Below are 22,854 nucleotides of genomic sequence, written 5' to 3'. Positions count from 1 at the left end.
CGCGTGCGATTCGCCAGCCTCGGAAGCGGCAGCGAAGGCAACGCGCTGGTCGTCGAGGCCTCGAGCGGCACGACGACCACCCGCGTGCTGCTCGACTGCGGCTTTTCCGCCAAGGAGGTCGAGCGCCGGCTCGGCCGACTGAATCTCTGCATCGCCGATCTCGATGCGATCCTCATTACCCACGAACACAGCGACCACGTCGGCAGTGCGCTGACGCTCGCGCGCCGCGCGTCGCTGCCGCTCTACATGAGCTGGGGCACCGCGCGCGCGGTGGGCGCGGACGAGGCCGATGTCGATCTCCACGTGCTGTGGGGCGACGAGACGGCCGCGATACGCGATCTGGCCGTGATGCCCTATACGGTCCCGCACGATGCGCGGGAACCGCTCCAGTTCGTGTTCATGGACGGAAACCGCCGGCTCGGCGTGCTGACGGACGTCGGGATGGCTACGCCGCACATCACGGCCGTCCTGAGCGGCTGTGACGCGCTGGTGCTTGAATCCAACCACGATACCGCGATGCTGGCCGCGAGCCGCTATCCGCAGTCGCTGAAGGCGCGGATCGGCGGCAACCACGGCCACCTGAGCAACGACGCGGCGGCCGACATCCTCGCGTCGCTCGAACGCAGCCGTCTCCAGCATCTGGTCGCGGCCCATCTGAGCCAGCAGAACAACCTGCCGGAACTGGCCCGCCAGGCGTTTGGCGGCGTACTCGGGACGGACGGGGAGGACGTGGTCGTGGCCTCGCAGGACGCGGGCTTCGACTGGCTGATGCTCGGATGAGCGGGGCAGGGCCGCTGCGGCGGCCCGAAGCGGCTGCCGGGCGCTCGATTCGAAAGCGGCAGACGTAAAAAAACCGGCCCTCGGGCCGGTTTTTTTTCAGCTGATGCTGAAGGCTTACTGGCTTGCGCCCGAAGCCGGAGCAGCCGTCGCTGCCGAAGCAGCCGACGCCACTGCAGCAGCAGCGTCGCTCGCAGCAGCCGAAGCCGACGAAGCAGCAGCCGAAGCGTCGCTCGCAGCACCAGCAACTGCCGAAGCAGCCGACGAAGCAGCAGCCGATGCGTCGCTAGCAGCCGACGAAGCAGCTTGATCAGCGCTCTTGTTGCAAGCAGCCAGTGCAACAGCAGCCAACAGGGAAGCTACGAGGAGGGATTTCTTCATGATCACGTCCTTTTATGGTTAAAGGTAAGCAACAGCGCGAAACAATACCGGTAATGTGCTCCAACACCGACCTGGGCCGCTGGTGGAGATGCACTTCTTAGAGCGTGAATCTTCCCTACGGCTTGGGCGGAAATTATATGCACTTTCCTATCGACCGTCGACAAATGCGGGGTCAATACGTTGTCTTTCCCATACAGAATTTGATCTGCATGGGCATACGGGGCGACTCACACTAATTCCGGCTTCCGACCCGTATCCAGCCCGCACGATACCACTCGTGCAACAAGGCTGTCATCGAGGGACCCCGGGATAGTGTTACAAACCGTTTCGCCTCCATCTGGCGTTGATTGGCCAGTTCGGGCAGCCATTCCTCGGCTTGCTCGAGCGGACCTTCCTCGCCATTAATGAAGTACGAGCGCGCGTTATACATCAATGCGGCCCTTCTGTCGAGACGCACGCCACGGCGTGATGCCTGCGTAACGAACGCGGCCTCGGACAGCGGACGCTCGGGCGGGTCGAAAACGACGTTCGATTTGGGCTCGCTCAGGTAGCAGCCGAGGAATTCGGCGACGTCGCGCTTGCGCCAGCGGATCGCGTCGACGATCTCGGCGACACGGTCGACCATCGCCGGCGGCAACTGCGCGGGCGCGTCGACGGCCGGCTGCTTCGGATCGCGGTAGAGGTCGTCGCCGCCCGCGTCGCGCAGGCCGCCGCGCTCCGCGAGGTAATACAGGAACTGGGCGCCCAGCTCGCCGGCGGACGGGGCCCGAAAGCCGATCGAGCAGGTCATGCACTCGCCTTCGGCGACGCCGTCGTGCGCGATGTGCGGCGGCACGTACAGCATATCGCCGGGTTCCAGCACCCATTCGTCGCTCGGCTCGAAGTTCTCGAGGATCTTCAGCGGCACGTCCGGCTGCAGCGACAGGTCCTTCTGCGCGCCGACCCGCCAGCGGCGCCGGCCTTCGACCTGCAGCAGGAAGACGTCGTACGAATCGAAGTGCGGGCCGACGCCGCCGCCGTCCGTCGCATACGAGATCATCAGGTCGTCCAGCCGCGCGTCGGGGATGAAGCGGAAGCGGTCGAGCAGCGCACGGGCCGCGTCGACGTGCAGGTCGAGCCCCTGCACGAGCAAGGTCCAGGATTTGCGCGTGACGGCAGGCAGCGAGTCGGGCTCGAACGGACCGTGCGACAGTTGCCACTTGTTACGAAAATGGGTGATCAATCGCGATTCGGCGTCATAGTCGGCGGCGAGTTCGAACAATGCATCGCGCGTGACCGGCGACGCGACGCCGGGGATCGCCTGGCGGATCAGCAGCGGCTTCTTTTGCCAGTAGCCGCGCATGAATTGCGCCGGCGTCAGGCCGCCGAGCAGCGGCGTGGGAAGATCGGAAGGCGGCGCGCCGAGCGGGGCGGCAGCGGCATCCCGCGGTTCGGCTTGAGACCGGTTGCGCATCGTATAATGAGTTTTGTATTTGGGAGAATTGGATGAAAATCGCAAAAAACACCGTCGTGTCGGTCACCTACAAGCTGTCGGACGCACAGGGCAATCTGATCGAGGAAAGCGACGAGCCGATGGTCTATCTGCACGGCGGCTATGATGGCACGTTCCCCAAGATCGAGGAACAGCTCGACGGCCACGAGGCGGGCTACCAGGCGCAGATCCAGCTCGAGCCGGAAGATGCGTTCGGCGACTACGATCCCGAACTCGTGAAGATCGAGCCGCGCGACCGTTTTCCCGAGCCGCTCGAAGTGGGCATGCAGTTCGAAGGCACGCCGGAAGACGGTGACGAGGAAGCCGACTCGCTGATCTATACGGTCACCGATATCGCCGAAGACAAGGTCGTGCTCGACGGCAATCACCCGCTGGCGGGCATGGCGCTGCGTTTCGCGCTGACCGTGAAGGACGTTCGCGAAGCCACCGAAGACGAAATCGAGCACGAGCACGCGCATGGCGCGGAAGGGCTCGAGATCGTCGACGAGGATGACGACGAAGACGGCGAAGCGCCGTCAGGGCGTACGCTGCACTGAGCTTGCCGGCAGGCCCGGCGCCGGCCCCGATGCGGGGGATGGTGCCGGCCACGACGCGCCGCCCGGTGCGGCGCCGTCGCCCTGCAGCGGCGGCGCGACCGACGACGCGTCGGGCAGCGCCGGCAGCGCGGGAATTTCCGGCATCTGCGGCAGCGGCACGTCGTCGCGCGGCGCGAGCGGCAGCGTGGGCGGCACCGGCAGGTTCTTCGGCACCTCCTGCAGGCTCACGTTGAAGATCGTCTGCCGCGCCGGCGAGACGCTGACCTTCACCCACTGATTCGCCGGATGGCGCGGTCCGATCGCGACGCGCGTCACGTTTCCTACCAGCTCACCGTCGTCGCCATGCAGCGGACGGTCGATCAGAAAGCCGTTCGCCAGCGGTTCGCCGCTCGCGTGCATCACCAGGATCGGGCCGCGGAACGTCGCCGCCGCCTTCACCAGCGTTCGTTTCAGCTCACGGAAGCCGTCGCGCACGCGCGGCCGGTTGAAACGCAGCCACGCGAAGCGCTCCGAGCGTTCATAGCGTTCGAACTGCGGATCGCCTTCGAAAATCACGACCATCGCGCGTGCTTCGCGCCGCTTCGCATATTCGGCCGCGTGGTCGATCCAGAAGCCGTTCGCGACGATGCGATCCTCGAATTCGCCGTTGCGCCCGCCCGCCGTCAAATAATGGTTGTTCGGCGCCGGCGCATTGAGTGCGACGTAGACGATGTCGTCGCGCATCCAGCGTGCGTTTTCGCGATACGGCCGGAACCGTGCGACTTCGCTTTCCCGCGTAATCTGCAGCGCGCCGGGATCGGGCAGCGCCGCGTCGGCGAGCAGCGTCTGCCGCAGGAAATCGAGCCGCTCGACCGGGTCGTAGCCGCCGCCGGCCGCGGTGCTGCACGCGATCCAGTCGTCGTGGCCGGGAATGAACACGAGCGGCACGCGCGCCGAATCCAGGATCGCGCCGCGCTGCGCATACAGCGTGTCGCGGCATGCTTCCTTCGAGCCTTTGAGATCGCCTGCGTAGACGACGAACGCGAGGTTGCGCTCGCGTGCGATCGCATCGAGCAGCCGCTGTGCGGCCGGTTCGTCCGCCGGGACGTTGATGACGCCCGACACGACCGCGAACGAGTAGGGCGCCGCGCTGCGCTTGGGCGGCGCGGCCAGCGCAGCGGCCTGCGCCAGCGCAAGGACCGCCGCGACCAGCGCGGCGGCGGCGCGGGCCGGCAGGCCGCGCGCAACGCGCTTACGCGTGCCCGTCGGCATCGTGCGACCGGACCAGCGTACGCAGTTCGTACAGCAGGTCGAGCGCCTCGCGCGGCTTGAGATCGTCGGGATCGATGTCGCGCAGTTTTTCGAGCGCAGGATGCGGCGTGTCGGGCAGCGCCGGCGCGTCCGCGCATTCGAGATCGTCTACGGCCGCCGGCGGCGCGCTGAAAAGATCGAGTTGCGGCGTGTGCTGGGATGCCGACTGCTGTTCGAGATACGCGAGGTGCTTGCGCGCGGCGCGGATCACCGGCGCCGGCACGCCCGCGAGCTGCGCGACCTGTAGGCCGTAGCTCTGGTTCGCCGGGCCTTCGTTGACCGCGTGCAGGAACACGATCCCGTGGCCGTGCTCGACGGCCGACAGGTGGACGTTGGCCGCTTGCGGGAATTCGGCCGGCAGTTGCGTCAGTTCGAAGTAGTGCGTCGCGAACAGCGTGTAGCACGCGTTGTGCGCGAGCAGGTGGCGCGCGATGGCCCACGCGAGCGCGAGGCCGTCGAAGGTCGACGTGCCGCGGCCGATCTCGTCCATCAGCACGAGGCTTTGCGGCGTCGCGTCGTTGAGGATCGCCGCGGCTTCGGTCATCTCGACCATGAAGGTCGAGCGGCCGCCCGCGAGATCGTCGGCCGCGCCGATGCGCGTGAAGATCCGGTCGATCGGGCCGAAGCACGCCGACTTCGCCGGCACGTAGCTGCCGACGTACGCCATCAGCGCAATCAGCGCGGTCTGTCGCATGAACGTCGACTTACCGCCCATGTTCGGGCCGGTGATCAGCAGCAGCTTGCGCTCGGCGCCGAACCGGCAGTCGTTCGCGATGAACTGCTCGACCTGCGCTTCGACGACCGGATGGCGACCCTGCTCGATTTCGATGCCGATCTCGTCGGTGAAGGTCGGCGCGACCCAGTCGAGCGCGCGTGCGCGTTCGGCGAAGGCCGCCAGCAGGTCGAGCTCGGCGAGGGCCGACGCGACGCGCTGGCATTCGGGGATGAACGGCAGCAGCGCCTGCAGCACCGAGTCGTACAGCGCGCGCTCGCGCGCCAATGCGCGTTCCTGCGCGGACAGCGCCTTGTCCTCGAAGGTCTTCAGTTCCGGCGTGATGTAGCGCTCGGCGTTCTTCAGCGTCTGGCGGCGGCGGTAATCGTCGGGCACCTTGTCGGTCTGGCCGCGCGTGACCTCGATGTAGAACCCGTGCACCTTGTTGTATTCGACGCGCAGGTTCGCGATGCCGGTGCGCGCGCGCTCGCGCGCTTCGAGATCGATCAGGAACTGCCCGCAGTTCTCCGAAATGTCTCGCAACTCGTCGAGCTCGGCATCGTAGCCGCGCGCGATCACGCCGCCGTCGCGCACCATCGCGGCCGGCTCGGTGGCGATCGCGCTCGTCAGCAGGTCGAGGCATTCGGCGGGCGGCGCGAGCGCCGCGTCGACGCGCGCGAGCGCATCCGCGTTCGCGACGATCGCGCCGATGCGCTCGCGCAGCGCCGGCAGCGCGGCGAACGTGTCGCGCAGGCTCGACAGGTCGCGCGGGCGAGCGGACAGCAGCGCGAGCCGCCCGGTGATCCGTTCGACGTCGGCGATCTGGCGCAGCGCGCTGCGCAGCGCATCGAGGCTTGCGTTGGCCGGCGCATCGAGCAGCGCGCCGATCGCCTGCTGGCGCGACTGCGCGGCGACCGACGCGCGCGGCGGGTGATGCAGCCAGTGACGCAGCAGGCGGCTGCCCATCGTCGTGCAGCAGGTGTCGAGCAGCGAATACAGCGTGGGCGACTCGGTGCCGCGCAGCGTCTCGGTCAGTTCGAGATTGCGGCGCGTGGCCGGATCGAGCCCGATGTATTCGGTTTCGTTCTCGACCTTCAGGCTGCGCACGTGCCGCAGTTGCTGGCCTTGCGTGGCCGCTGCGTAGAGCAGCAGCGCGCCGGCCGCACCGCACGCGCTCGTCAGTGAATGCGCGCCGAAACCGTCGAGACTCGCGACGTCGAGCTGGTCGCACAGACGCTGCGTGCCCGACGCGATGTCGAAGTGCCAGGCCGGCATGCGCTTGCTTGCGCCCGCGCCGGCGGGAAGGGCGTCGGTCGCGCCGTCCGGGGTCAGGATTTCGGCCGGCCGGATGCGCTCGAGCGCGGCGGCGAGCTGTTCGGGCTCGATCTCGGCGAGCCGCAACGCACCGCTCGCGAGGTTCAGCCACGCGAGGCCGATATTGACCGCGACGCCGCGCTTGTTGTGGCCGGTGCACATCGCGAGCAGGTAGACGTCGTTCTTGTCGGACAGCAGCGCGGCATCGGTCAGCGTGCCGGGCGTGACGACGCGCACGACCTTGCGCTCGACCGGGCCCTTCGACGTGGCTGGATCGCCGATCTGCTCGCAGATCGCGACCGATTCGCCCATCTTCACGAGCTTCGCCAGATACTGCTCGACCGCGTGATGCGGGACGCCGGCCATCTTGATCGGCGTGCCGGCCGACGCACCGCGCTGCGTGAGGGTCAGGTCGAGCAGGCGGGCCGCTTTTTCCGCATCCTCGAAGAACAGCTCGTAGAAGTCGCCCATCCGGTAGAAGACGAGCGTGTCCGGATGATCGGCCTTGATGCGCAGGTACTGCTGCATCATCGGGGTGTGGCCTGCGAAGGCTTCGGGCGACAGCGTGGTCATAGGTCAGGCATGAAGTTGTTGCTTGGGTTGCCCGAGTTTACCAGTGGCTTCGACGCGAACGTGCGAAGTTGGCCGTTTGGTCGATTGCCGGCGGCGCCGTGCAGCGGCAACCGACCTCGAGCGCTGGCTCACGATCGCCGGCCATCAGGCGCCGACGAAAGGGCGCATGGCCGGCAGCCGCGCGCGCTTTCACCATTCCCGATCGAAAGCGTTGCCACGCGCGCGGCAGGGCGGCGGCGCCCGGCTTGCGAGCCTGCGCGCGCCGACCCCGTACCGCCGATCAGGACGCGTGCGCCGACGTCAGGCTGAGCGCCACCGCCTGCGCGATTTCGATGCCGTCGATCGCGGCCGAATAGATGCCGCCCGCATACCCGGCGCCTTCGCCGGCCGGATACAGGCCTTCGACGTTCATGCTCTGGTAGTCGTCCTTGCGTCGAATCCGGATCGGCGACGACGTGCGCGTCTCCACGCCGGTGAGCACGGCGTCGTGCATCGCGAAGCCGGCGATCTTCTTGTCGATCTCCGGCAGCGCTTCGCGGATCGCTTCGATCACGTAGTCGGGCAGCGCGGTGCCGAGATCGGTCGGCGTCACGCCGGGCTTGTACGAAGGCTCCACGGCGCCCAGCGACGTCGATGGCCGGCCCGCGATGAAATCGCCGACCAACTGGCCCGGCGCGCGGTAATCGCCGCCGCCGAGTTCGAACGCGCGTTCTTCCCATTTGCGCTGGAACGCGATGCCCGCGAGCGGGCCGCCCGGATAGTCGTCCGGCGTGATGCCGACGACGATGCCCGCGTTCGCATTGCGCTCGGCGCGCGAATACTGGCTCATCCCGTTGGTGACCACGCGGCCCGGCTCCGAGGTCGCGGCGACCACCGTGCCGCCCGGGCACATGCAGAAGCTGTAGACCGCGCGCCCGTTGCTTGCGTGGTGGACCACCTTGTAGTCGGCCGCGCCGAGTTGCTTGTGGCCCGCGAACTTGCCGAAGCGGCTGCGATCGATCAACCCCTGCGGATGCTCGATGCGGAAACCCAGCGAGAACGGCTTGGCTTCGATGTAGACGCCGCGGTCGTGCAGCATCTGGAACGTGTCGCGCGCGCTGTGGCCCACGGCCAGCACCACGCGGTCGCACCGCAGCGTTTCCCCGTTGGACAGCTTGAGCGCGCGCACCTTGCCCTGGTCGATTTCGATGTCGTCGACGCGGGTTTCGAAACGCACTTCGCCGCCGAGCTCGTGGATCGACGCGCGCATTTTTTCCACCATGCTGACGAGGCGGAACGTGCCGATGTGCGGGCGGCTCAGATACAGGATGTCCTCCGGTGCGCCGGCCTTGACGAATTCGTCCAGCACCTTGCGGCCATAGTGGTTCGGATCCTTGATCTGGCTGTACAGCTTGCCGTCGGAAAACGTCCCCGCGCCGCCTTCGCCGAACTGCACGTTGGATTCGGGATTGAGCACGCTCTTGCGCCACAGGCCGAAGGTGTCCTTGGTGCGCTCGCGCACGGCCTTGCCGCGTTCGAGGATGATCGGACGGAACCCCATCTGCGCGAGGATCAGCCCCGCGAACAGCCCGCACGGCCCCATGCCGATGACGACCGGGCGCAGGAAATCGGCGTGTTCGGGCGCCTTCGTGACGAAGTGGTACGCCATGTCGGGCGTCACGCCGCAATTCGGCTTGCCGGCGATGCGCTCGAGCGCGGCCGCTTCGTCATTGACTTCGATATCGACGATATACGTGAGCTTGATGTCGGCGCGCTTGCGCGCGTCGTGCGCGCGGCGGAACACGGTGTAACGGAGCAGCCCGTCTGGTGCCACGCCAAGCTCCGCGAGGCGCGCGCGAATCGCGGCCTCGAGCGCGCTCTCGGGGTGGTCGAGGGGGAGTTTAATTTCGCTTAGCCGTAACATGATGACTCGGATGCGATTGCCACGGCGCCGTGGCGATGTTGATACAGGCGGGGCCGGCACGCCTACGGCGTGCTTCGCCGCGCGGGCATGCCGGACGCAAACCCTACGCTGTCGTTGCGGGACAAGCGGTGCGAGCGGCAGTACGCCGGCTCGAACGCGCAACTCGAGCAACTTCAGGATAGGCGCACGAAGCGGCCCGCGTACACGGAAGATTGTCCCGCGTGTCGGGCGATCGGCGCGCCATCACGACGATGTCGCGCGAGCGGCTTGCGCGAAAGCCGCGCCACGCGGGCGCGGCCCGGGCTTACTCCGCTGCCGGATGCATGCGGCTGTAGCGGTTCAGGATCGGAATCATCTGCGCGTAGATCTTCGGGTTCGCGGCGACGATTTCATGGCGATGCAGGAAATCGGCGTCGCCCGTGTAGTTGCCGACGAGGCCGCCGGCCTCGGTGATCAGCAGGCTGCCCGCGGCCATGTCCCACACGTTGATGCCTTGCTCGAAGAACGCGTCGAGGCGGCCGGCCGCGACGTTCGCGAGGTCGAGCGCCGCCGCGCCCGGGCGGCGCAGGCCCGTGCAGGCCTGCGTCATTTCGGTGAAGAGGCGCGCGTACGCGTCGAGGCCGTCCTTCTCGCGGAACGGGAAGCCCGTGCCGACCAGCGCGTCCGACAGGCGGTCGCGGCGGCCGACGCGGATGCGGCGGTCGTTCAGGTACGCGCCGCGGCCGCGGGTGGCCGTGAACAGGTCGTTCTTGTTCGGATCGTAGACGACGGCCTGCGTGACGACGCCCTTGTGCTCGAGCGCGATCGATACGCAGTAGTACGGGAAGCCGTGGATGAAGTTGGTCGTGCCGTCGAGCGGATCGATGATCCACTTGAATTCGGATTCGTTCTCCGATTCGCCCGATTCCTCCGCGAGGATCGCGTGGTCGGGGTAGGCGGTCTTCAGCGTCTCGATGATCGCGTCTTCGGCGGCCTTGTCCACTTCGGTGACGAAGTCGTTCTGCTGCTTCTTGCGGATCTCGATCAGGTCGAGATCGAGGGACGCGCGATTGATGATCTGTCCGGCGCGGCGCGCAGCCTTGACAGCAATGTTGAGCATGGGATGCATGAGCCTGGATCCTGTAGCCGGCGGCACGGGCCGCCACGAAGTGGGACAACCGCCCGGAACGGCGCAAGCGTGCCGGGGCGAGGTGAGACGCGAATTGACAAAGAGCGGGGTACGACCCGCGCTGCGCCGAGCGCAACGCGTAAGGGCATGATTTTACCCGATTTTCGGCGGTTTCAGGCGACCGGCATGCGGGGAAACCCCACTGGCCGTCCGGACGAGTGGGTTTGCGCGGGCGATGGCGATACCATACGGCCATTCTGATGAACCGAGTCGTATCGTAGTGGAAACCCCGCAGAACACCGCCGCGCCGTCCGAGTCGGGCGCGGCCTCGTCCGCGCCGCCGTCCGGCGGCTTCACGTCCACCCGCTTCGTGCTCGTCGAGCCGAGCCATCCCGGCAACGTCGGGGCGGCGGCCCGCGCGCTGAAGACGATGGGCTTCTCGCGTCTCGTGCTGGTCGCGCCGCGCGTGCCGCACGTGCAGAGCGACCCCGAGGCGATCGCGATGGCCAGCGGCGCGGACGACGTCCTCGCGTCCGCGCACGTCGTGCCGACGCTCGGCGAAGCGCTGTCCGGCGTGCACTGGTCGATCGCGCTGACCGCGCGCACGCGCGAATACGGACCGCCGCGCCTCGCGCCGCGCGCGGCCGCCGCGCAGGCGAGCGCGCAGGTCGGCGTGGGCGACATCGCGCTCGTGTTCGGCAACGAGCGCACCGGTCTCGCGAACGAGCATGTCGACCAGTGCAGCGCGCTCGCGCATATTCCGGCCAACCCGGCCTACAGTTCGCTGAATCTTGCGCAGGCGGTGCAGGTGCTCGCGTACGAGTTGCGCGTCGCGTTTCTCGAACAGGCGAGCGAGCCGTCGGCGCAGCCGCCGGCCGAAGCCGGCACGCTCGCGCAGAGCGACGAGATCGAGCGCATGTACGTGCACCTCGAGAACGCGTTGATCGCGCTCGACTTCCTCGATCCGCGCAATCCGAAGAAGCTGATGCCGCGGCTGCGGCGCCTGTTTGCGCGCACGGGCCTCGAGCGCGAGGAGGTCAACATCTTGCGCGGCGTCGCGAAGCACATCCTGCTGAAGTCGGGCAAGCCGGACGGCGACGCGTAGGCGGCCGGCGCTCCGATTGGCGGGCGGGGCGGGAGTCCGCTGGATGCGGCGTGCGGCCGGGCAGGCCGTGCGTCGGCCTGCCGGAGACGTCGAACCGGCTGTTTCTCCCGACCGATCGCCTCCGGAAACCCCGCCGCAACAAGCGTCCCGGCCGAATACCCGCGCCGACGGCGGGGTGAACGCGCGACCGCGTGCGGCCGGGCGCGACTGGCCCTACAATCGCCGGACGTCATAAGCAAATGACCCGGCGCGATAACGGCCGGCATTGCCGGCGATGCGCGCCGGCCTTTTCCCAGATCACATCATGTTCACGAGACTGCGCGAAGACGTTGCAACGATTCGCGAGCGGGATCCCGCCGCTCGCAGTGCGTGGGAAGTGCTGACCTGTTATCCGGGGCTGCATGCGCTCGTGCTGCACCGTTTCGCGCACGCCTGCTGGCGCGCGAAACGCTACTGGCTCGCGCGGTTCGCGTCGCAGGCCGGCCGGTTCCTGACGGGGATCGAGATCCATCCCGGCGCGACGATCGGCCGGCGCGTGTTCATCGATCACGGCATGGGCGTCGTGATCGGCGAGACGGCGATCATCGGCGACGACTGCACGATCTATCAGGGCGTGACGCTGGGCGGCACGTCGCTCACGCGCGGCGCGAAGCGTCACCCGACGCTGGAAGCCGGCGTGATCGTCGGCGCCGGCGCGAAGGTGCTCGGCGGTTTCACGGTCGGCGCGGGCGCGAAGATCGGCTCGAACGCGGTGGTCGTCAAGCCGGTGCCGGCGGGCGGCACCGCGGTCGGCAATCCAGCGCGCATCGTGATGCCGGCGCAGCCGAAGCCGCAGCCCGAGCGCGCGGCGTTCTGCGCGTACGGGATCACGCCGAACGCGGACGATCCGATGTCGCTCGCGATTCACGGGTTGATCGATCACGCGGCGAAGGAAAGCCGCCGCGTCGACGAAATCGTCGCGGCGCTCGAGCGGCTCGGCACGCATCTGGAAACGCTGCAGGGCGCCGACGCGGCGCGCCTCGACCTGCGCAGGCTGTCGGCGGTGCTGGAAGGCAAGACGGTCGAACGCCAGATGTAACGAACGTGACGCGCACTGATCGCTGCTGGTCGGTGCGACGGCAGCGGCGGCGTCAGTCGAGCGGCATCGCGTGGATGCCTTCCGAGTCGACGCGCAGATAGCCGCCGCGCGGCATGCCGTGATCGAGATCCCAGTCGGGCAGCACCCAGCGGATCCCGCCCGGTTCCGCGTGGCGCGCGGGGCGGTGCGTGTGGCCGTGAATGATCACGCTCGCGCGGCTTTTCCGGAACAGCGCGGCCACGCCTTCCCGCGTGACGTCGTAGGCGGCCGAAGCAGGGCGCATCCGGCCCGCTTCGCTGGTCGAGCGCATGCGCTGCGCGAGCGCACGGCGCCAGCGGAACGGCCACGCGAGAAACAGCCATTGCGCGACGCGGTTGCGCGCGAAGCGGCGGAACACCTGGTAGCCGCGGTCGGCCGTGCACTGCGCGTCGCCGTGCGCGAGCACGATGCGCTGGCCGAATGCCATGATCAGCGAAGGGTCGGGCAACAGCATTGCGCCGGCCGCCTTCATGAAGCGCCGGCCGAGCAGGAAATCGCGGTTGCCGTGCATCACGTAGAGCGCGATCCCGCGCTCCGAGAACGTGTGCATCAGCGCGGCCATGCGCGCGGCGAACGGATCGTCGTCGAGGAGGTCGTCGCCGATCCAGTATTCGAACAGGTCGCCGAGGATGAACACCGAGTCGGCGCTGTCGGCGGTGTATTTCACGAAATGCTCGAACGCGGCGACCGTCTTCGGAATCGCCTCGCTCAGGTGCAGATCGGACAGAAACAGGAACGGGCGTGCGGCTTGCGCGTATTCGCGCTCGCCCGGCACGCCCGCGGAGACGCTTCGCGGCGGACTCTCCTGCAACATCGAAGTGCCTCCGTAACGGCTGGTGCGTCAGACCACCACGGCCTTTTCGATCACGACGTCGTCGGTCGGCACGTCCTGATGGAAGCCGGCGTTGCCCGTCTTGACGCCCTTGATCTTGTCGACCACGTCCTGGCCTTCGACGACCTTGCCGAACACAGCGTAGCCCCAGCCCTGCGGCGTCGGCGACGAGTGGTTCAGGAAGTCGTTGTCGTTCACGTTGATGAAGAACTGGGCGGTCGCCGAGTGCGGATCGTTCGTGCGCGCCATCGCGACCGTGTAGTTGTCGTTCTTCAGGCCGTTGTTCGCTTCGTTGTCGATCGGCGCGTCGGTCGGCTTCTGCTTCAGGCCCGGCTCGAAGCCGCCGCCCTGGATCATGAAGCCGTTGATCACGCGATGGAACACGGTGCCGTCGTAATGGCCCTTCTTCACGTAGTTCAGGAAGTTCTCGACCGTCTTCGGTGCCTTCGCGGCGTCGAGTTCGAGCTTGATCACGCCGTGGTTCGTATGCAGTTCAACCATGATGAATTCCTTCGGTGAGGCGGTTTAAATGGCACGCGGCCGGTCGTGCGACGCGGCCGCGTGTGGCGCCGGACGTGCCGGCAGGTGCTTACTTGGAGACGATGCTCGCCGATTCGATCACGACCGGTTGCGCCGGCACGTCCTGCATCGGCCCGCGCGAGGTCGTCGCCACGCCTTCGATCTTCTTCACGACGTCGAGGCCCGACACGACCTTGCCGAACACCGCATAGCCGTTGCCGTCCGGGTTCGGGTAGTCGAGGCCGCCGTTGTCGACCGTGTTGATGAAGAACTGCGCGGTGGCCGAATTCGGATCGCTCGTGCGCGCCATCGCGATCGTGCCCGTCAGGTTCTTCAGACCATTGCGGCTTTCCAGCGGGATCGGCGCGCGGGTCGGCTTTTCCTCGAAGTTGGTCTTGTAGCCGCCGCCCTGGATCATGAAGCCTTTGATCACGCGATGGAAGATCGTGCCGTTGTACTGGCCGGCCTTCACGTAATCGAGGAAGTTGGCGACGGATTTCGGCGCCTTCTCCGGATAGAGCTCGACGCGGATGTCGCCCTGCGAGGTCTTCAGCTGCACGACGGGGTGCGCGGTGGCCGTTTGCGCGAACGCGGGCGCGGTCGCGAGAAGGGCGGCGCCGCCAAGCGCCAGCAACAGACGTTTCATTGCGATCCTCAGGTTGGGAGGGAAGGAAGGCCGCGCCGCTTTATTTCGACGGCGCGACGTACGGTGCCGCCAGTGCGCCCGACGGACCGCTGAACTGGAACGTCGGCGACATCGGCAGCGTGGTGGTGCTCACGTTCGCGGCGGCGCGGTCGGTGTAGTCGCGCGTGGCCGGCGTCGTCGTGCGGGCGTTTGGCGCGGCTTTCGACGGCGACACGATTTTCTGCAGATCGGCGAGGCGCTGCGCGGTCGCGCCGCTCGTGCGGCCGAGCGATTGCGCGCGCTTGTACGATTCGGCCGCGAGGCGCAGGTACAGATCGCCGAGGTTCTCGTACGCGAGCGAGTAGCTCGGGTTCGATTGCGTCGCGGTGACGAGCGCGGTGCGCGCTTCGTCATAGCGGCCGTGCTTCGCGTAGAGCGCCGCGAGATTGTTGTACGGCTCGGGCAGTTCGGGGTACGCCTGCGTGATCGCGACGAACTGCTGGATCGCGTCGTCGTCGCGGTTCAGGCGGGCCAGCACGGTGCCGCGCTTGAACTGCGCCTGCACGTCGCGCGGGTTCGACGCGATGCGCGCGTCGAGCTGCGCGAGCGCCTGCTTCCACTGCTTGCCGGCGATCGATGCGTCGACTTCCGGGGTGCCGTCGGCGACCGCCGGGGCCTTTTGCGCATGCGCCGCGGGCGCTGCGAAAAGCGTCAGCGCGACGCCCATGACGGTGGTCGCAACGAGGGTCGCAGCGCTCGGCGCGCGGCCGCGATGAGGTTTCATAGGCGTAAATCGGAATGTTATACTCCGACCCATTCTAACAAAACGTCTGCGCGTTCCGGCGAGCGGCAGACAGTCTTTCTTAGCCTCTCGTGGCCGTCACCGCTGTGCTTGCAGCCTGACCGCCCCATGTGATATCGAGGACGCGCGGCCTGGCGCCGCGGCAGATGGTCCGTCCGTTTCACATGCTGGGCGAGCTTCGCCAGGGCGGTTTCCTTCGGCTCACGGTTCATCTCTATGGAATCACTGCGCATCTACAACACGCTCGCGCGTGACAAGCAAGTTTTCGTGCCGCGCCAGCCCGGCGAAGTGCGGATGTACGTATGCGGGATCACCGTCTACGACTATTGTCACGTGGGCCATGCGCGCATGCTGGTCGTGTTCGACCTCGTCCAGCGCTGGCTGCGTGCGATCGGCTATCGGGTCACGTACGTGCGCAACATCACCGACATCGAGGACAAGATTATCCGCCGCGCGGTCGAGAACGGCGAGACGATCAAGTCGCTGACCGACCGCTTCATCGGCGCGATGCACGAGGATGAAGCCGCGCTCGGCATCCAGCGGCCCGACATCGAGCCGCGCGCGACGCAGTTTATCCCGCAGATGCTCGGCATGATCGAGACGCTCGAGGCGAACGGCTACGCGTACCAGGCGACCGACGGCGACGTCAATTACTCGGTGCGCAAGTTCGCGAACTACGGGAAGCTGTCGGGCAAGTCGCTGGACGATCTCCGCGCGGGCGAACGCGTCGCCGCGAACGATGCGAAGCAGGATCCGCTCGACTTCGTGCTGTGGAAGCGCGCGAAGGCGGACGAGCCGGAAGGCGCGTCGTGGGCGTCGAAGTACGGGATGGGGCGTCCGGGCTGGCACATCGAGTGCTCGGCGATGGGCTGCTCGCTGCTCGGCAATCATTTCGACATCCACGGCGGCGGGCAGGATCTGCAATTCCCGCACCACGAGAACGAGATCGCGCAGAGCGAAGGCGCGACCGGCGAGACGTTCGTCAATTACTGGATGCACAACGGCTTCGTGCAGGTCGACAACGAGAAGATGTCGAAATCGCTCGGCAACTTCTTCACGATCCGCGAAGTGCTCGAGCGTTACGACGCGGAAGTCATGCGCTTCTTCATCGTGCGCACGCACTACCGTTCGCCGCTCAATTACAGCGACGTGCATCTCGACGATGCACGCGCGTCGCTCACGCGTCTGTACACCGCGCTGAAGGATGTCGAGCCCGACACGCTCCCGCTCGACTGGAACGAGCCGCACGCACAGCGTTTCGCGGCCGCGATGAACGACGATTTCAACACGCCGGTCGCGGTGGCGACGCTGTTCGAGCTGGCGGGCGAAGTCAACCGCACGCGCGATGCGTCGCTCGCGCGGCAACTGAAACAGCTGGCGGGCCTGCTCGGCCTGCTGGGCCGCGAACCGCGCGCGTTCCTGCAGCAGGCGTCCGGCGCCGCGCAGGCGGGCGGGCTCGCGGCCGACGAGATCGAAGCGAAGATCGCCGCGCGCGTCGCGGCGAAGCAAGCGAAGGACTATGCCGAAGCGGACCGGATCCGGGCGGAACTGCTCGAAGCCGGTATCGCACTTGAAGACAAACCGGGCGGATCGACCGAATGGCGTCGCGTATGAGCGCGGTGCGTTCCACTGACCGATCCGTCAGGTAGGAGGCAAGATGGCAACGGCCAGAAAAGCGCCGGTCAGGCGCGCGACTCCGGTCGCCGCGCGTCCGGCAGCCAAGCGCGTCCCGGCGACGAAGGCGGACGCGACACGCGCCGTGCCGAACGGCGCGCTGAACGGTCATGCGCAGCCGGCCGCCGCGCTGCCGGCCGCCGACGCGGCCCGCAAGACCCGTGCGTCCGAGGCGGACGGCGAGGAGGTCGTCGTGCGCCCCGCCTATTGGGACAAGGCGTGCGCGGACCTCGTCAAGCGCGACCGGATCCTGAAGAAACTGATTCCGAAGTTCGGTCCCGCGCATCTCGTGAAGCGCGGCGACCCGTTCGTCACGCTCGCGCGCTCGGTCGTCGGCCAGCAGATTTCGGTGCCGTCCGCCCAGTCGCTGTGGGCGCGCATCGAGGACGCCTGTCCGAAGCTCGCGCCGCAACCGGTGATCCGGCTCGGCGCGGACAAGCTGATCGCGTGCGGGTTGTCCAAGCGCAAGACGGAATACATCCTCGATCTCGCGCAGCATTTCGTGTCCGGGGCGCTGCACGTCGACAAATGGATGTCGATGGACGACGAGGACGTGATCGCGGAACTCACGCAGATCCGCGGCATCAGCCGCTGGACGGCCGAGATGTTCCTGATCTTCAACCTGTCGCGGCCGGACGTGCTGCCGCTCGACGACCCGGGCCTGATCCGCGCGATCAGCGTCAATTACTTCAGCGGAGAACCCGTCACGCGCAGCGAGGCGCGCGAGGTTGCGGCCAACTGGGAGCCGTGGCGCACCGTCGCGACCTGGTACATGTGGCGCAGCCTCGATGCGCCCGACGCCGACGCCTGAGCGCTGGCTATCGGGTTTTAAACATCAATAGTTGAGAGCCGGTTTTGAGCATCGCCCGCGCGGGTAGAATACGCGCTGCCGCAAGACCCAAGGATTCGAACACATGAAGACCACATTTCTGGATTTCGAACAGCCGATCGCCGAACTCGAGGCCAAGATCGAAGAGCTGCGGTTCGTGCAGGACGACTCGGCTGTCGATATTTCGGAAGAAATCGAGCGGCTGTCGAAGAAAAGCCAGCAACTGACGAAAGACCTCTACGCGAACCTGTCGCCGTGGCAGGTTTCGCAGATCGCGCGGCATCCGCAGCGGCCGTACACGCTCGATTACGTCGCGGAACTGTTTACCGATTTTCACGAGCTGCATGGCGATCGCGCGTTCGCGGACGACCTGTCGATCGTCGGCGGTCTCGCGCGCTTCGGCGGCCATCCGTGCATGGTGATCGGTCACCAGAAGGGTCGCGACACGAAGGAGCGCGCCGCGCGCAACTTCGGGATGCCGCGTCCGGAAGGCTATCGCAAGGCCGAACGCCTGATGCGTCTGGCCGAGAAGTTCGGACTGCCGATCTTCACGTTCGTCGACACGCCGGGCGCGTACCCGGGCATCGGCGCGGAAGAGCGCGGCCAGTCGGAGGCGATCGGCCGCAACCTGTACGTGATGGCCGAGCTGAAGACGCCGATCATCACGACGGTGATCGGCGAGGGCGGTTCGGGCGGCGCGCTCGCGATCGCCGTGGCCGATACCGTGATGATGCTGCAGTTCTCGACCTACTCGGTGATCTCGCCGGAAGGCTGCGCGTCGATCCTGTGGAAGAGCGCCGCGAAGGCGCCGGAAGCCGCGGAAGCGCTGGGCCTGACCGCGCACCGCCTGAAGGCGCTCGGCCTGATCGACAAGATCATCAACGAGCCGCTCGGCGGCGCGCATCGCGATCCGAAGGGCATGGCCGCGCTGCTGCGCCGTGCGCTGGCCGATTCGCTGCGCCAGTTCCAGGGCATGAGCATCGATGCGCTGCGCGAGCGCCGCTTCGAGCGCCTGATGGCCTACGGCAAGTTCAAGGAAACCACGCCGGGCGCATGACCGGCCGTGTATTCAATGCGCGCGCCGCTGCGCGCGCGTCCCGCTCGTGATCCCGCCCACCGAATTCTCCACCGACCGCGTCGTACTCGACGCGGTCGGCGTTGCGCTTTCCGGCCTGCCGCCGGATGCGCGCATCGCGATCGCGTACAGCGGCGGCCTCGATTCGACCGTGCTGCTCGATGCGGCCGTGCGCGTCGCGGGCGCATCGCGCTGCGTCGCGCTGCACGTGCATCATGGCCTGAGCGCGAACGCCGATGCGTGGGTCGCGCATGCCGAAGGGCAGGCGGCGCGGCTCGGTGTCGCGTTCGAATCGATGCGCGTCGACGTGCCGCGCGACAGCGGGCTCGGTATCGAGGCGACGGCGCGCGAGCGTCGCTACGCGGCGCTCGACGAGATGGGCGAGCGCCACGGCGTGGCGGCGCTGTGGCTCGCGCAACATGCGGACGACCAGGCCGAGACGGTGCTGCTGCAACTGCTGCGCGGGGCGGGAATCGCGGGGCTCGCCGCGATGGCCCCGCGTTATCGCCCCGACGGCGTGAGCATCGAGCGCGTGCGTCCATTGCTGAGACTGTTGCGCGCACAACTTGAGCGCTATGCGGAGCAGCACGCGCTCGCGTGGATCGACGACGAATCGAACGGTGATACGCGCTATGCGCGCAATGCGCTGCGCGTCGACGTGCTGCCGGCGCTGGCCGTGCATTTCCCGGGCTTTCGCGACGCGCTCGGTCGCGCGGCCCAGCATGCGGCGGCCGCTCAGCGGCTGCTCGACGATCTGGCCGAGCTGGATTTCGCTGTCGCCGCGCGCGATGACGGTCAGGCGCTGTCGCGCGACGGGCTGATCGGCTTCGACGACACGCGCGGCGCGAACCTGCTGCGCTTCTGGATGCGCCGGCTCGGTTTGCCGGGCGCGTCGGCGGCCCGGCTCGCCAACATGATGCGGCAACTGCGCGCGGCCCACGACGCGCATGCGCTGCGCGTCGATCACGCGGGGCAGTGCCTGCGGCTCTATCGCGACGTCGTCTACTGGGAAGCGGGCGACAGCAGCGAACCGCCCGACGACGGCACGGGTACGTCGCAACCGGAGGTGGCACTCGCATGGGACGGACAGGACGTGTGGCACCTGCCGGGATGGCGCGGCACGTTCGTGTTCGCGCCGGCCGATGCGGGCAGCGCCGATGCGGTGCCGGAGGGGCTGCTGCGCGGTGCGCGGCTGGCGGCGCGCGCGCGGGCCGGCGGCGAACGGATGCGCACGTCGCCGGGCGGGCCTGGCCGGACGCTGAAGAATCTGTTCCAGGAGCGCGGCGTGCCGGCCTGGCAGCGCGACGTGCCGCTGCTGTTCGCGGGTGACCGGCTGATCTACGTGCCGAGGCTGGGCGTCAATCGCGACATCGGCGAGCTTGCCGACGCGACGTTGGGCGCCGCCGCATGGCGCCGGCTCGAATGGCGTCCCGACCTGCTGATCGCATAGCGGCGGCGGGCTGCCGGCGGCGCGATGGCGCGCCCATTTTCACCATTTGGTAAACAGCGCCGGAACGGCCGGCGACACGGCGCGCGGCTTGTCAAGTGGGCGTCTATCGGGTACGCTCGGTCGTTTGCTCGGCTCGATTTTTGAGCGTTTTGTGCAGGTTTTCCGCGTGACGTACCCGGTTTGCGCGGCCTGATCGGCCTTCCGGGCAAAATCCGTCACGCTTGCGTGTTGCGTCCCAGCCGTCCCCCTCGTCGTCCGTCCACAGCCACAAGCCGCGTGACCGAACGGCAACGCGGCCTGCCCAGCGCGCCCGTGCGGCTTCTCCTCCAGTTCAGAACGACAATGGCACTCATCGTACACAAATACGGCGGCACTTCGATGGGCTCGGTCGAGCGCATCAAGAACGTCGCGAAACGCGTCGCAAAATGGCATCAGGCCGGGCACCAGATGGTGGTCGTGCCTTCGGCGATGTCCGGCGAAACCAACCGTCTGCTCGGTCTTGCGAAAGAGATTTCGAGCCAGCCGAGCCCGCGTGAGCTCGACATGATCGCGTCGACCGGCGAGCAGGTCAGCGTCGGCCTGCTGTCGATCGCGCTGCAGGAAATCGGCGTCGAGGCCGTGAGCTATGCCGGCTGGCAAGTGCCGATCAAGACGGACAGCGCGTTTACGAAGGCACGCATTCACTCGATCGACGACGAGCGCGTGAAGGCCGACCTGAACGCCCGCAAGGTCGTGATCATCACGGGCTTCCAGGGTGTCGATCCGGACGGCCACATCACGACGCTGGGCCGCGGCGGTTCGGACACGTCGGCGGTGGCGGTGGCCGCTGCGCTGGGCGCCGAAGAGTGCCTGATCTATACCGACGTCGACGGCGTCTACACGACCGATCCGCGCGTCGTCGAAGAGGCGCGCCGCCTCGATCGCGTGACGTTCGAGGAGATGCTGGAAATGGCCAGCCTCGGCTCGAAGGTCCTGCAGATCCGCTCGGTCGAATTCGCCGGCAAATACCAGGTGAAGACGCGTGTGCTGTCGAGCCTGACCGATCCGCTGATTGCGCTCGACGAAGAAATGCGCTCCGGCACCCTGATTACTTTTGAAGAAGACGAGACCATGGAAAAGGCAGTCATTTCCGGCATCGCGTTCCAGCGCGACGAAGCACGCATTGCGGTGATGGGCGTGCCCGACAAGCCGGGCATCGCATATCAGATCCTCGGCCCGGTGGCCGATGCGAACGTCGACGTCGACATGATCATCCAGAACCAGAGCGTCGAAGGCAAAACCGACTTCACGTTCACGGTTGGTCGCGGCGACTACCAGAAGGCGATGGACATCCTCACCAACCAGGTGCAGGGCCATGTGAGCGCCGAGCGCGTGCAGGGCGACCCGAAGGTGTCGAAGGTGTCGGTCGTCGGCGTCGGCATGCGTTCGCACGTGGGCGTCGCGAGCAAGATGTTCCGCACGCTGTCGGAAGAGGGCATCAACATCCAGATGATCTCGACGTCCGAAATCAAGATTTCGGTGCTGATCGACGAAAAGTACATGGAGCTGGCCGTCCGAGCGTTGCACAAGGTGTTCGAACTCGACCAGGCGTCGTGAATTTTTCGTGATGCATTGAAGAAAATGCCTCACGGAAATTGACGCGCGGTTCGAAACCCTATATTATTTCGTTCTCGTCGCACTGCCTCCCTGGTGCGAGCGAAAGTTTGGGAGACGTGGCCGAGAGGTCGAAGGCACTCCCCTGCTAAGGGAGCATCTGGGCCAAAACCTGGATCGAGGGTTCGAATCCCTCCGTCTCCGCCAAAAGCGGTGACAAAGCCCCGCAAGTTCTCGGACTTGCGGGGCTTTTTCTTTTTCGGTTCCTCCGTAGACCCTTGCAACCCTGCTCCGCGCGGGTCCGTGCGCATTTCGACGGTCGGAGGCGGTGTGACGGGTTATTGCCGCTCCATGTAAAGGAATGGCTAGCGTTGGGTGCGAAATTAACCGGTCGATGCCCCAAATTGATGGAACTGCTCAACCGGAGTATCAAGGTTCTGCGTCTCGAGGGGCGCCGGTTGAGCCCTCTTGCCATGGTGTCGAGCTCGGCTTGGGAATAGGCAGAGACGTCAGTACCCTTCGTGAAGTACTGCCTCGGCAGCCCATTCATGTTTTCATTCGAGTCGCGTTGCCCCGGATTCCGCGGATCGCGGAAAGAGACCCGAACGTCGGTTGCGACCGTAAAGCCTTTGTGATTCGCCATTTCCATACCCCGGTCCCAGGCCAGCGACTTATATCGTTTCGGCGATAATTCGCTGGCATGTCGTATCAATGTGTTGACCACGGCTTCGGCATCCTTGCCGGTTGCTTTAACCGGCATCACAAACCGGTTTTGGCGTTCGACGACGATCGAAATCCGGCCACTTGCGTTTCCCAATAGCAAGTCGCCTTTCCGGTGTTTGGGTATTGCGCGATCCTCCGGCGTGGCGGGGCGTTCACTGATCCTTCTTCGACTGCTGACGAGCCATACTTCAGCGCGTTCCGAGGACCCCGGATCGATGGCTTCATTACAATTTGCAAACAGTATCAAATGCCGATGTGCGCCGGGCCCTCGCGTTGATTTTGCGCGACGGTCCTGCTACAGTCTCGCCGAAACAATGCGCCGGATAAGTTAAGCTGGTTGGCAGTGCGATCGTATTGTGCTCACTGATGTGATTGCTTGTCTTATCGGGCATATGTGGCTCGGGAGCCCATAAGTCGATGTCTC

Annotated in this window: 19 protein-coding genes, 1 tRNA gene and 3 pseudogenes; 11 read left to right on the top strand and 12 right to left on the bottom strand. The window is 66.7% G+C overall.

Features of this window, described 5'->3' with window-relative positions; all coding sequences use genetic code 11:
- The first annotated feature begins 3 nt into the window (after positions 1-3).
- Both KR541_RS10810 and KR541_RS10805 read left to right on the top strand, forming a co-directional pair.
- The gene (locus KR541_RS10810) at positions 4-780 is read left to right on the top strand and encodes an MBL fold metallo-hydrolase (RefSeq protein WP_050012982.1); all 777 of its coding nucleotides are present in this window, start codon (positions 4-6) and stop codon (positions 778-780) included.
- 122 nt (positions 781-902) lie between these two features.
- A complete protein-coding gene (locus KR541_RS10805; RefSeq protein ID WP_162838119.1) occupies positions 903-1,067 on the top strand; it encodes a hypothetical protein in 165 nt (54 codons plus the stop codon).
- 20 nt (positions 1,068-1,087) lie between these two features.
- On the opposite strand, the pseudogene KR541_RS37025 reads toward KR541_RS10805, so the two are convergent.
- Together KR541_RS37025 and KR541_RS10800 are read right to left on the bottom strand one after the other, a co-directional pair.
- Positions 1,088-1,334 (bottom strand): annotated as a pseudogene (locus tag KR541_RS37025) (hypothetical protein).
- A gap of 56 nt (positions 1,335-1,390) precedes the next feature.
- Positions 1,391-2,611, bottom strand: coding sequence for a cupin domain-containing protein (locus KR541_RS10800; protein ID WP_216089531.1), 1,221 nt, complete (start codon positions 2,609-2,611; stop codon positions 1,391-1,393).
- A 32-nt stretch (positions 2,612-2,643) separates the two neighbouring features.
- Between KR541_RS10800 and KR541_RS10795 the strand changes: the two genes are divergently transcribed.
- On the top strand, positions 2,644-3,186 hold the full coding sequence (locus KR541_RS10795) for an FKBP-type peptidyl-prolyl cis-trans isomerase (RefSeq protein WP_011694320.1): 543 nt from the start codon (positions 2,644-2,646) through the stop codon (positions 3,184-3,186).
- On the opposite strand, the gene KR541_RS10790 is transcribed toward KR541_RS10795, so the two are convergent.
- The 4 genes from KR541_RS10790 to KR541_RS10775 all read right to left on the bottom strand — a co-directional run bounded on the left by KR541_RS10790 (position 3,166) and on the right by KR541_RS10775 (position 10,086).
- Entirely contained in the window at positions 3,166-4,437 is a 1,272-nt protein-coding gene (locus tag KR541_RS10790; protein ID WP_089488586.1) for a hypothetical protein, read from the bottom strand. The genes KR541_RS10795 and KR541_RS10790 overlap by 21 nt on opposite strands.
- Complete coding sequence (mutS, locus tag KR541_RS10785) at positions 4,418-7,075, bottom strand: DNA mismatch repair protein MutS (RefSeq protein ID WP_124631415.1); 2,658 nt, start codon at positions 7,073-7,075, stop codon at positions 4,418-4,420. Before mutS ends, KR541_RS10790 begins: the two co-directional genes overlap by 20 nt.
- 280 nt (positions 7,076-7,355) lie before the next feature.
- A complete protein-coding gene (locus tag KR541_RS10780; RefSeq protein WP_089488584.1) occupies positions 7,356-8,978 on the bottom strand; it encodes an NAD(P)/FAD-dependent oxidoreductase in 1,623 nt (540 codons plus the stop codon).
- A 304-nt stretch (positions 8,979-9,282) separates the two neighbouring features.
- Positions 9,283-10,086 (bottom strand): inositol monophosphatase family protein, encoded by an 804-nt coding sequence (locus KR541_RS10775; protein ID WP_050012977.1) that lies wholly within the window; start codon positions 10,084-10,086, stop codon positions 9,283-9,285.
- A gap of 280 nt (positions 10,087-10,366) precedes the next feature.
- Here KR541_RS10775 and KR541_RS10770 point away from each other — a divergent pair, with 280 nt between their 5' ends.
- Both KR541_RS10770 and cysE read left to right on the top strand, forming a co-directional pair.
- Positions 10,367-11,191 carry an RNA methyltransferase gene (locus KR541_RS10770; protein WP_050012976.1) on the top strand — a complete coding sequence of 275 codons (825 nt, stop codon included), beginning with the start codon at positions 10,367-10,369 and terminating at the stop codon, positions 11,189-11,191.
- Between the two features lie 304 nt (positions 11,192-11,495).
- Positions 11,496-12,269 carry a serine O-acetyltransferase gene (cysE, locus tag KR541_RS10765; RefSeq protein WP_027784824.1) on the top strand — a complete coding sequence of 258 codons (774 nt, stop codon included), beginning with the start codon at positions 11,496-11,498 and terminating at the stop codon, positions 12,267-12,269.
- A 52-nt stretch (positions 12,270-12,321) separates the two neighbouring features.
- Here the strand turns inward: cysE and KR541_RS10760 are convergent, their stop codons facing one another.
- The 4 genes from KR541_RS10760 to KR541_RS10745 all read right to left on the bottom strand — a co-directional run bounded on the left by KR541_RS10760 (position 12,322) and on the right by KR541_RS10745 (position 15,068).
- Complete coding sequence (locus KR541_RS10760) at positions 12,322-13,122, bottom strand: UDP-2,3-diacylglucosamine diphosphatase (RefSeq protein ID WP_216089530.1); 801 nt, start codon at positions 13,120-13,122, stop codon at positions 12,322-12,324.
- Between the two features lie 27 nt (positions 13,123-13,149).
- Positions 13,150-13,641: a peptidylprolyl isomerase gene (locus KR541_RS10755; RefSeq protein WP_006478428.1), complete on the bottom strand. Its 492-nt coding sequence runs from the start codon at positions 13,639-13,641 to the stop codon at positions 13,150-13,152.
- Between the two features lie 88 nt (positions 13,642-13,729).
- A complete protein-coding gene (locus KR541_RS10750) occupies positions 13,730-14,305 on the bottom strand; it encodes a peptidylprolyl isomerase (protein ID WP_006478429.1) in 576 nt (191 codons plus the stop codon).
- Positions 14,306-14,345: 40 nt separating this feature from the next.
- A complete protein-coding gene (locus KR541_RS10745) occupies positions 14,346-15,068 on the bottom strand; it encodes a tetratricopeptide repeat protein (protein ID WP_060733325.1) in 723 nt (240 codons plus the stop codon).
- Between the two features lie 234 nt (positions 15,069-15,302).
- On the opposite strand from KR541_RS10745, the gene cysS reads away from it, so the two are divergent.
- The 4 genes from cysS (at position 15,303) to tilS (ending at position 20,114) form a co-directional block, all read left to right on the top strand.
- Positions 15,303-16,700 (top strand): cysteine--tRNA ligase, encoded by a 1,398-nt coding sequence (cysS, locus tag KR541_RS10740; protein WP_089488583.1) that lies wholly within the window; start codon positions 15,303-15,305, stop codon positions 16,698-16,700.
- Positions 16,701-16,743: 43 nt separating this feature from the next.
- A complete protein-coding gene (locus tag KR541_RS10735) occupies positions 16,744-17,571 on the top strand; it encodes a DNA-3-methyladenine glycosylase family protein (protein ID WP_050012971.1) in 828 nt (275 codons plus the stop codon).
- Between the two features lie 103 nt (positions 17,572-17,674).
- Positions 17,675-18,646, top strand: a complete 972-nt coding sequence (locus tag KR541_RS10730; protein WP_006478433.1) for an acetyl-CoA carboxylase carboxyltransferase subunit alpha — start codon at positions 17,675-17,677, stop codon at positions 18,644-18,646.
- A 46-nt stretch (positions 18,647-18,692) separates the two neighbouring features.
- Positions 18,693-20,114 (top strand): tRNA lysidine(34) synthetase TilS, encoded by a 1,422-nt coding sequence (gene tilS, locus KR541_RS10725; protein WP_050012970.1) that lies wholly within the window; start codon positions 18,693-18,695, stop codon positions 20,112-20,114.
- A 122-nt stretch (positions 20,115-20,236) separates the two neighbouring features.
- Here tilS and KR541_RS37020 read toward each other — a convergent pair.
- Positions 20,237-20,474, bottom strand: a pseudogene (locus KR541_RS37020) (hypothetical protein); the annotation flags it as partial.
- Between KR541_RS37020 and KR541_RS10720 the strand changes: the two are divergent.
- Positions 20,457-21,710 (top strand): aspartate kinase, encoded by a 1,254-nt coding sequence (locus KR541_RS10720; protein ID WP_050012969.1) that lies wholly within the window; start codon positions 20,457-20,459, stop codon positions 21,708-21,710. The pseudogene KR541_RS37020 and the gene KR541_RS10720 overlap by 18 nt on opposite strands.
- Positions 21,711-21,820: 110 nt before the next feature.
- Positions 21,821-21,914 (top strand) — tRNA-Ser (locus KR541_RS10715).
- Positions 21,915-22,090: 176 nt separating this feature from the next.
- On the opposite strand, the pseudogene KR541_RS10710 reads toward KR541_RS10715, so the two are convergent.
- A pseudogene (locus KR541_RS10710) lies at positions 22,091-22,590 on the bottom strand (IS30 family transposase); the annotation flags it as partial.
- Between the last annotated feature and the right edge of the window lie 264 nt (positions 22,591-22,854).

The organism is Burkholderia sola (assembly GCF_905400185.1).
Taxonomy (GTDB): domain Bacteria; phylum Pseudomonadota; class Gammaproteobacteria; order Burkholderiales; family Burkholderiaceae; genus Burkholderia; species Burkholderia sola.
This window is presented reverse-complemented; position numbering and strand designations above follow the sequence as displayed.

Coding starts and splice junctions, on each gene's coding strand:
- KR541_RS10760 (WP_216089530.1), bottom strand. CDS start 13,122: ATGTTGCAGGAGAGTCCGCCGCGAAGCGTCTCCGCGGGCGTGCCGGGC.
- cysS (WP_089488583.1), top strand. CDS start 15,303: ATGGAATCACTGCGCATCTACAACACGCTCGCGCGTGACAAGCAAGTT.
- mutS (WP_124631415.1), bottom strand. CDS start 7,075: ATGACCACGCTGTCGCCCGAAGCCTTCGCAGGCCACACCCCGATGATG.
- KR541_RS10735 (WP_050012971.1), top strand. CDS start 16,744: ATGGCAACGGCCAGAAAAGCGCCGGTCAGGCGCGCGACTCCGGTCGCC.
- KR541_RS10780 (WP_089488584.1), bottom strand. CDS start 8,978: ATGTTACGGCTAAGCGAAATTAAACTCCCCCTCGACCACCCCGAGAGC.
- KR541_RS10730 (WP_006478433.1), top strand. CDS start 17,675: ATGAAGACCACATTTCTGGATTTCGAACAGCCGATCGCCGAACTCGAG.
- KR541_RS10720 (WP_050012969.1), top strand. CDS start 20,457: ATGGCACTCATCGTACACAAATACGGCGGCACTTCGATGGGCTCGGTC.
- KR541_RS10795 (WP_011694320.1), top strand. CDS start 2,644: ATGAAAATCGCAAAAAACACCGTCGTGTCGGTCACCTACAAGCTGTCG.
- KR541_RS10755 (WP_006478428.1), bottom strand. CDS start 13,641: ATGGTTGAACTGCATACGAACCACGGCGTGATCAAGCTCGAACTCGAC.
- KR541_RS10775 (WP_050012977.1), bottom strand. CDS start 10,086: ATGCATCCCATGCTCAACATTGCTGTCAAGGCTGCGCGCCGCGCCGGA.
- cysE (WP_027784824.1), top strand. CDS start 11,496: ATGTTCACGAGACTGCGCGAAGACGTTGCAACGATTCGCGAGCGGGAT.
- KR541_RS10750 (WP_006478429.1), bottom strand. CDS start 14,305: ATGAAACGTCTGTTGCTGGCGCTTGGCGGCGCCGCCCTTCTCGCGACC.
- KR541_RS10800 (WP_216089531.1), bottom strand. CDS start 2,611: ATGCGCAACCGGTCTCAAGCCGAACCGCGGGATGCCGCTGCCGCCCCG.
- KR541_RS10745 (WP_060733325.1), bottom strand. CDS start 15,068: ATGAAACCTCATCGCGGCCGCGCGCCGAGCGCTGCGACCCTCGTTGCG.
- KR541_RS10790 (WP_089488586.1), bottom strand. CDS start 4,437: ATGCCGACGGGCACGCGTAAGCGCGTTGCGCGCGGCCTGCCGGCCCGC.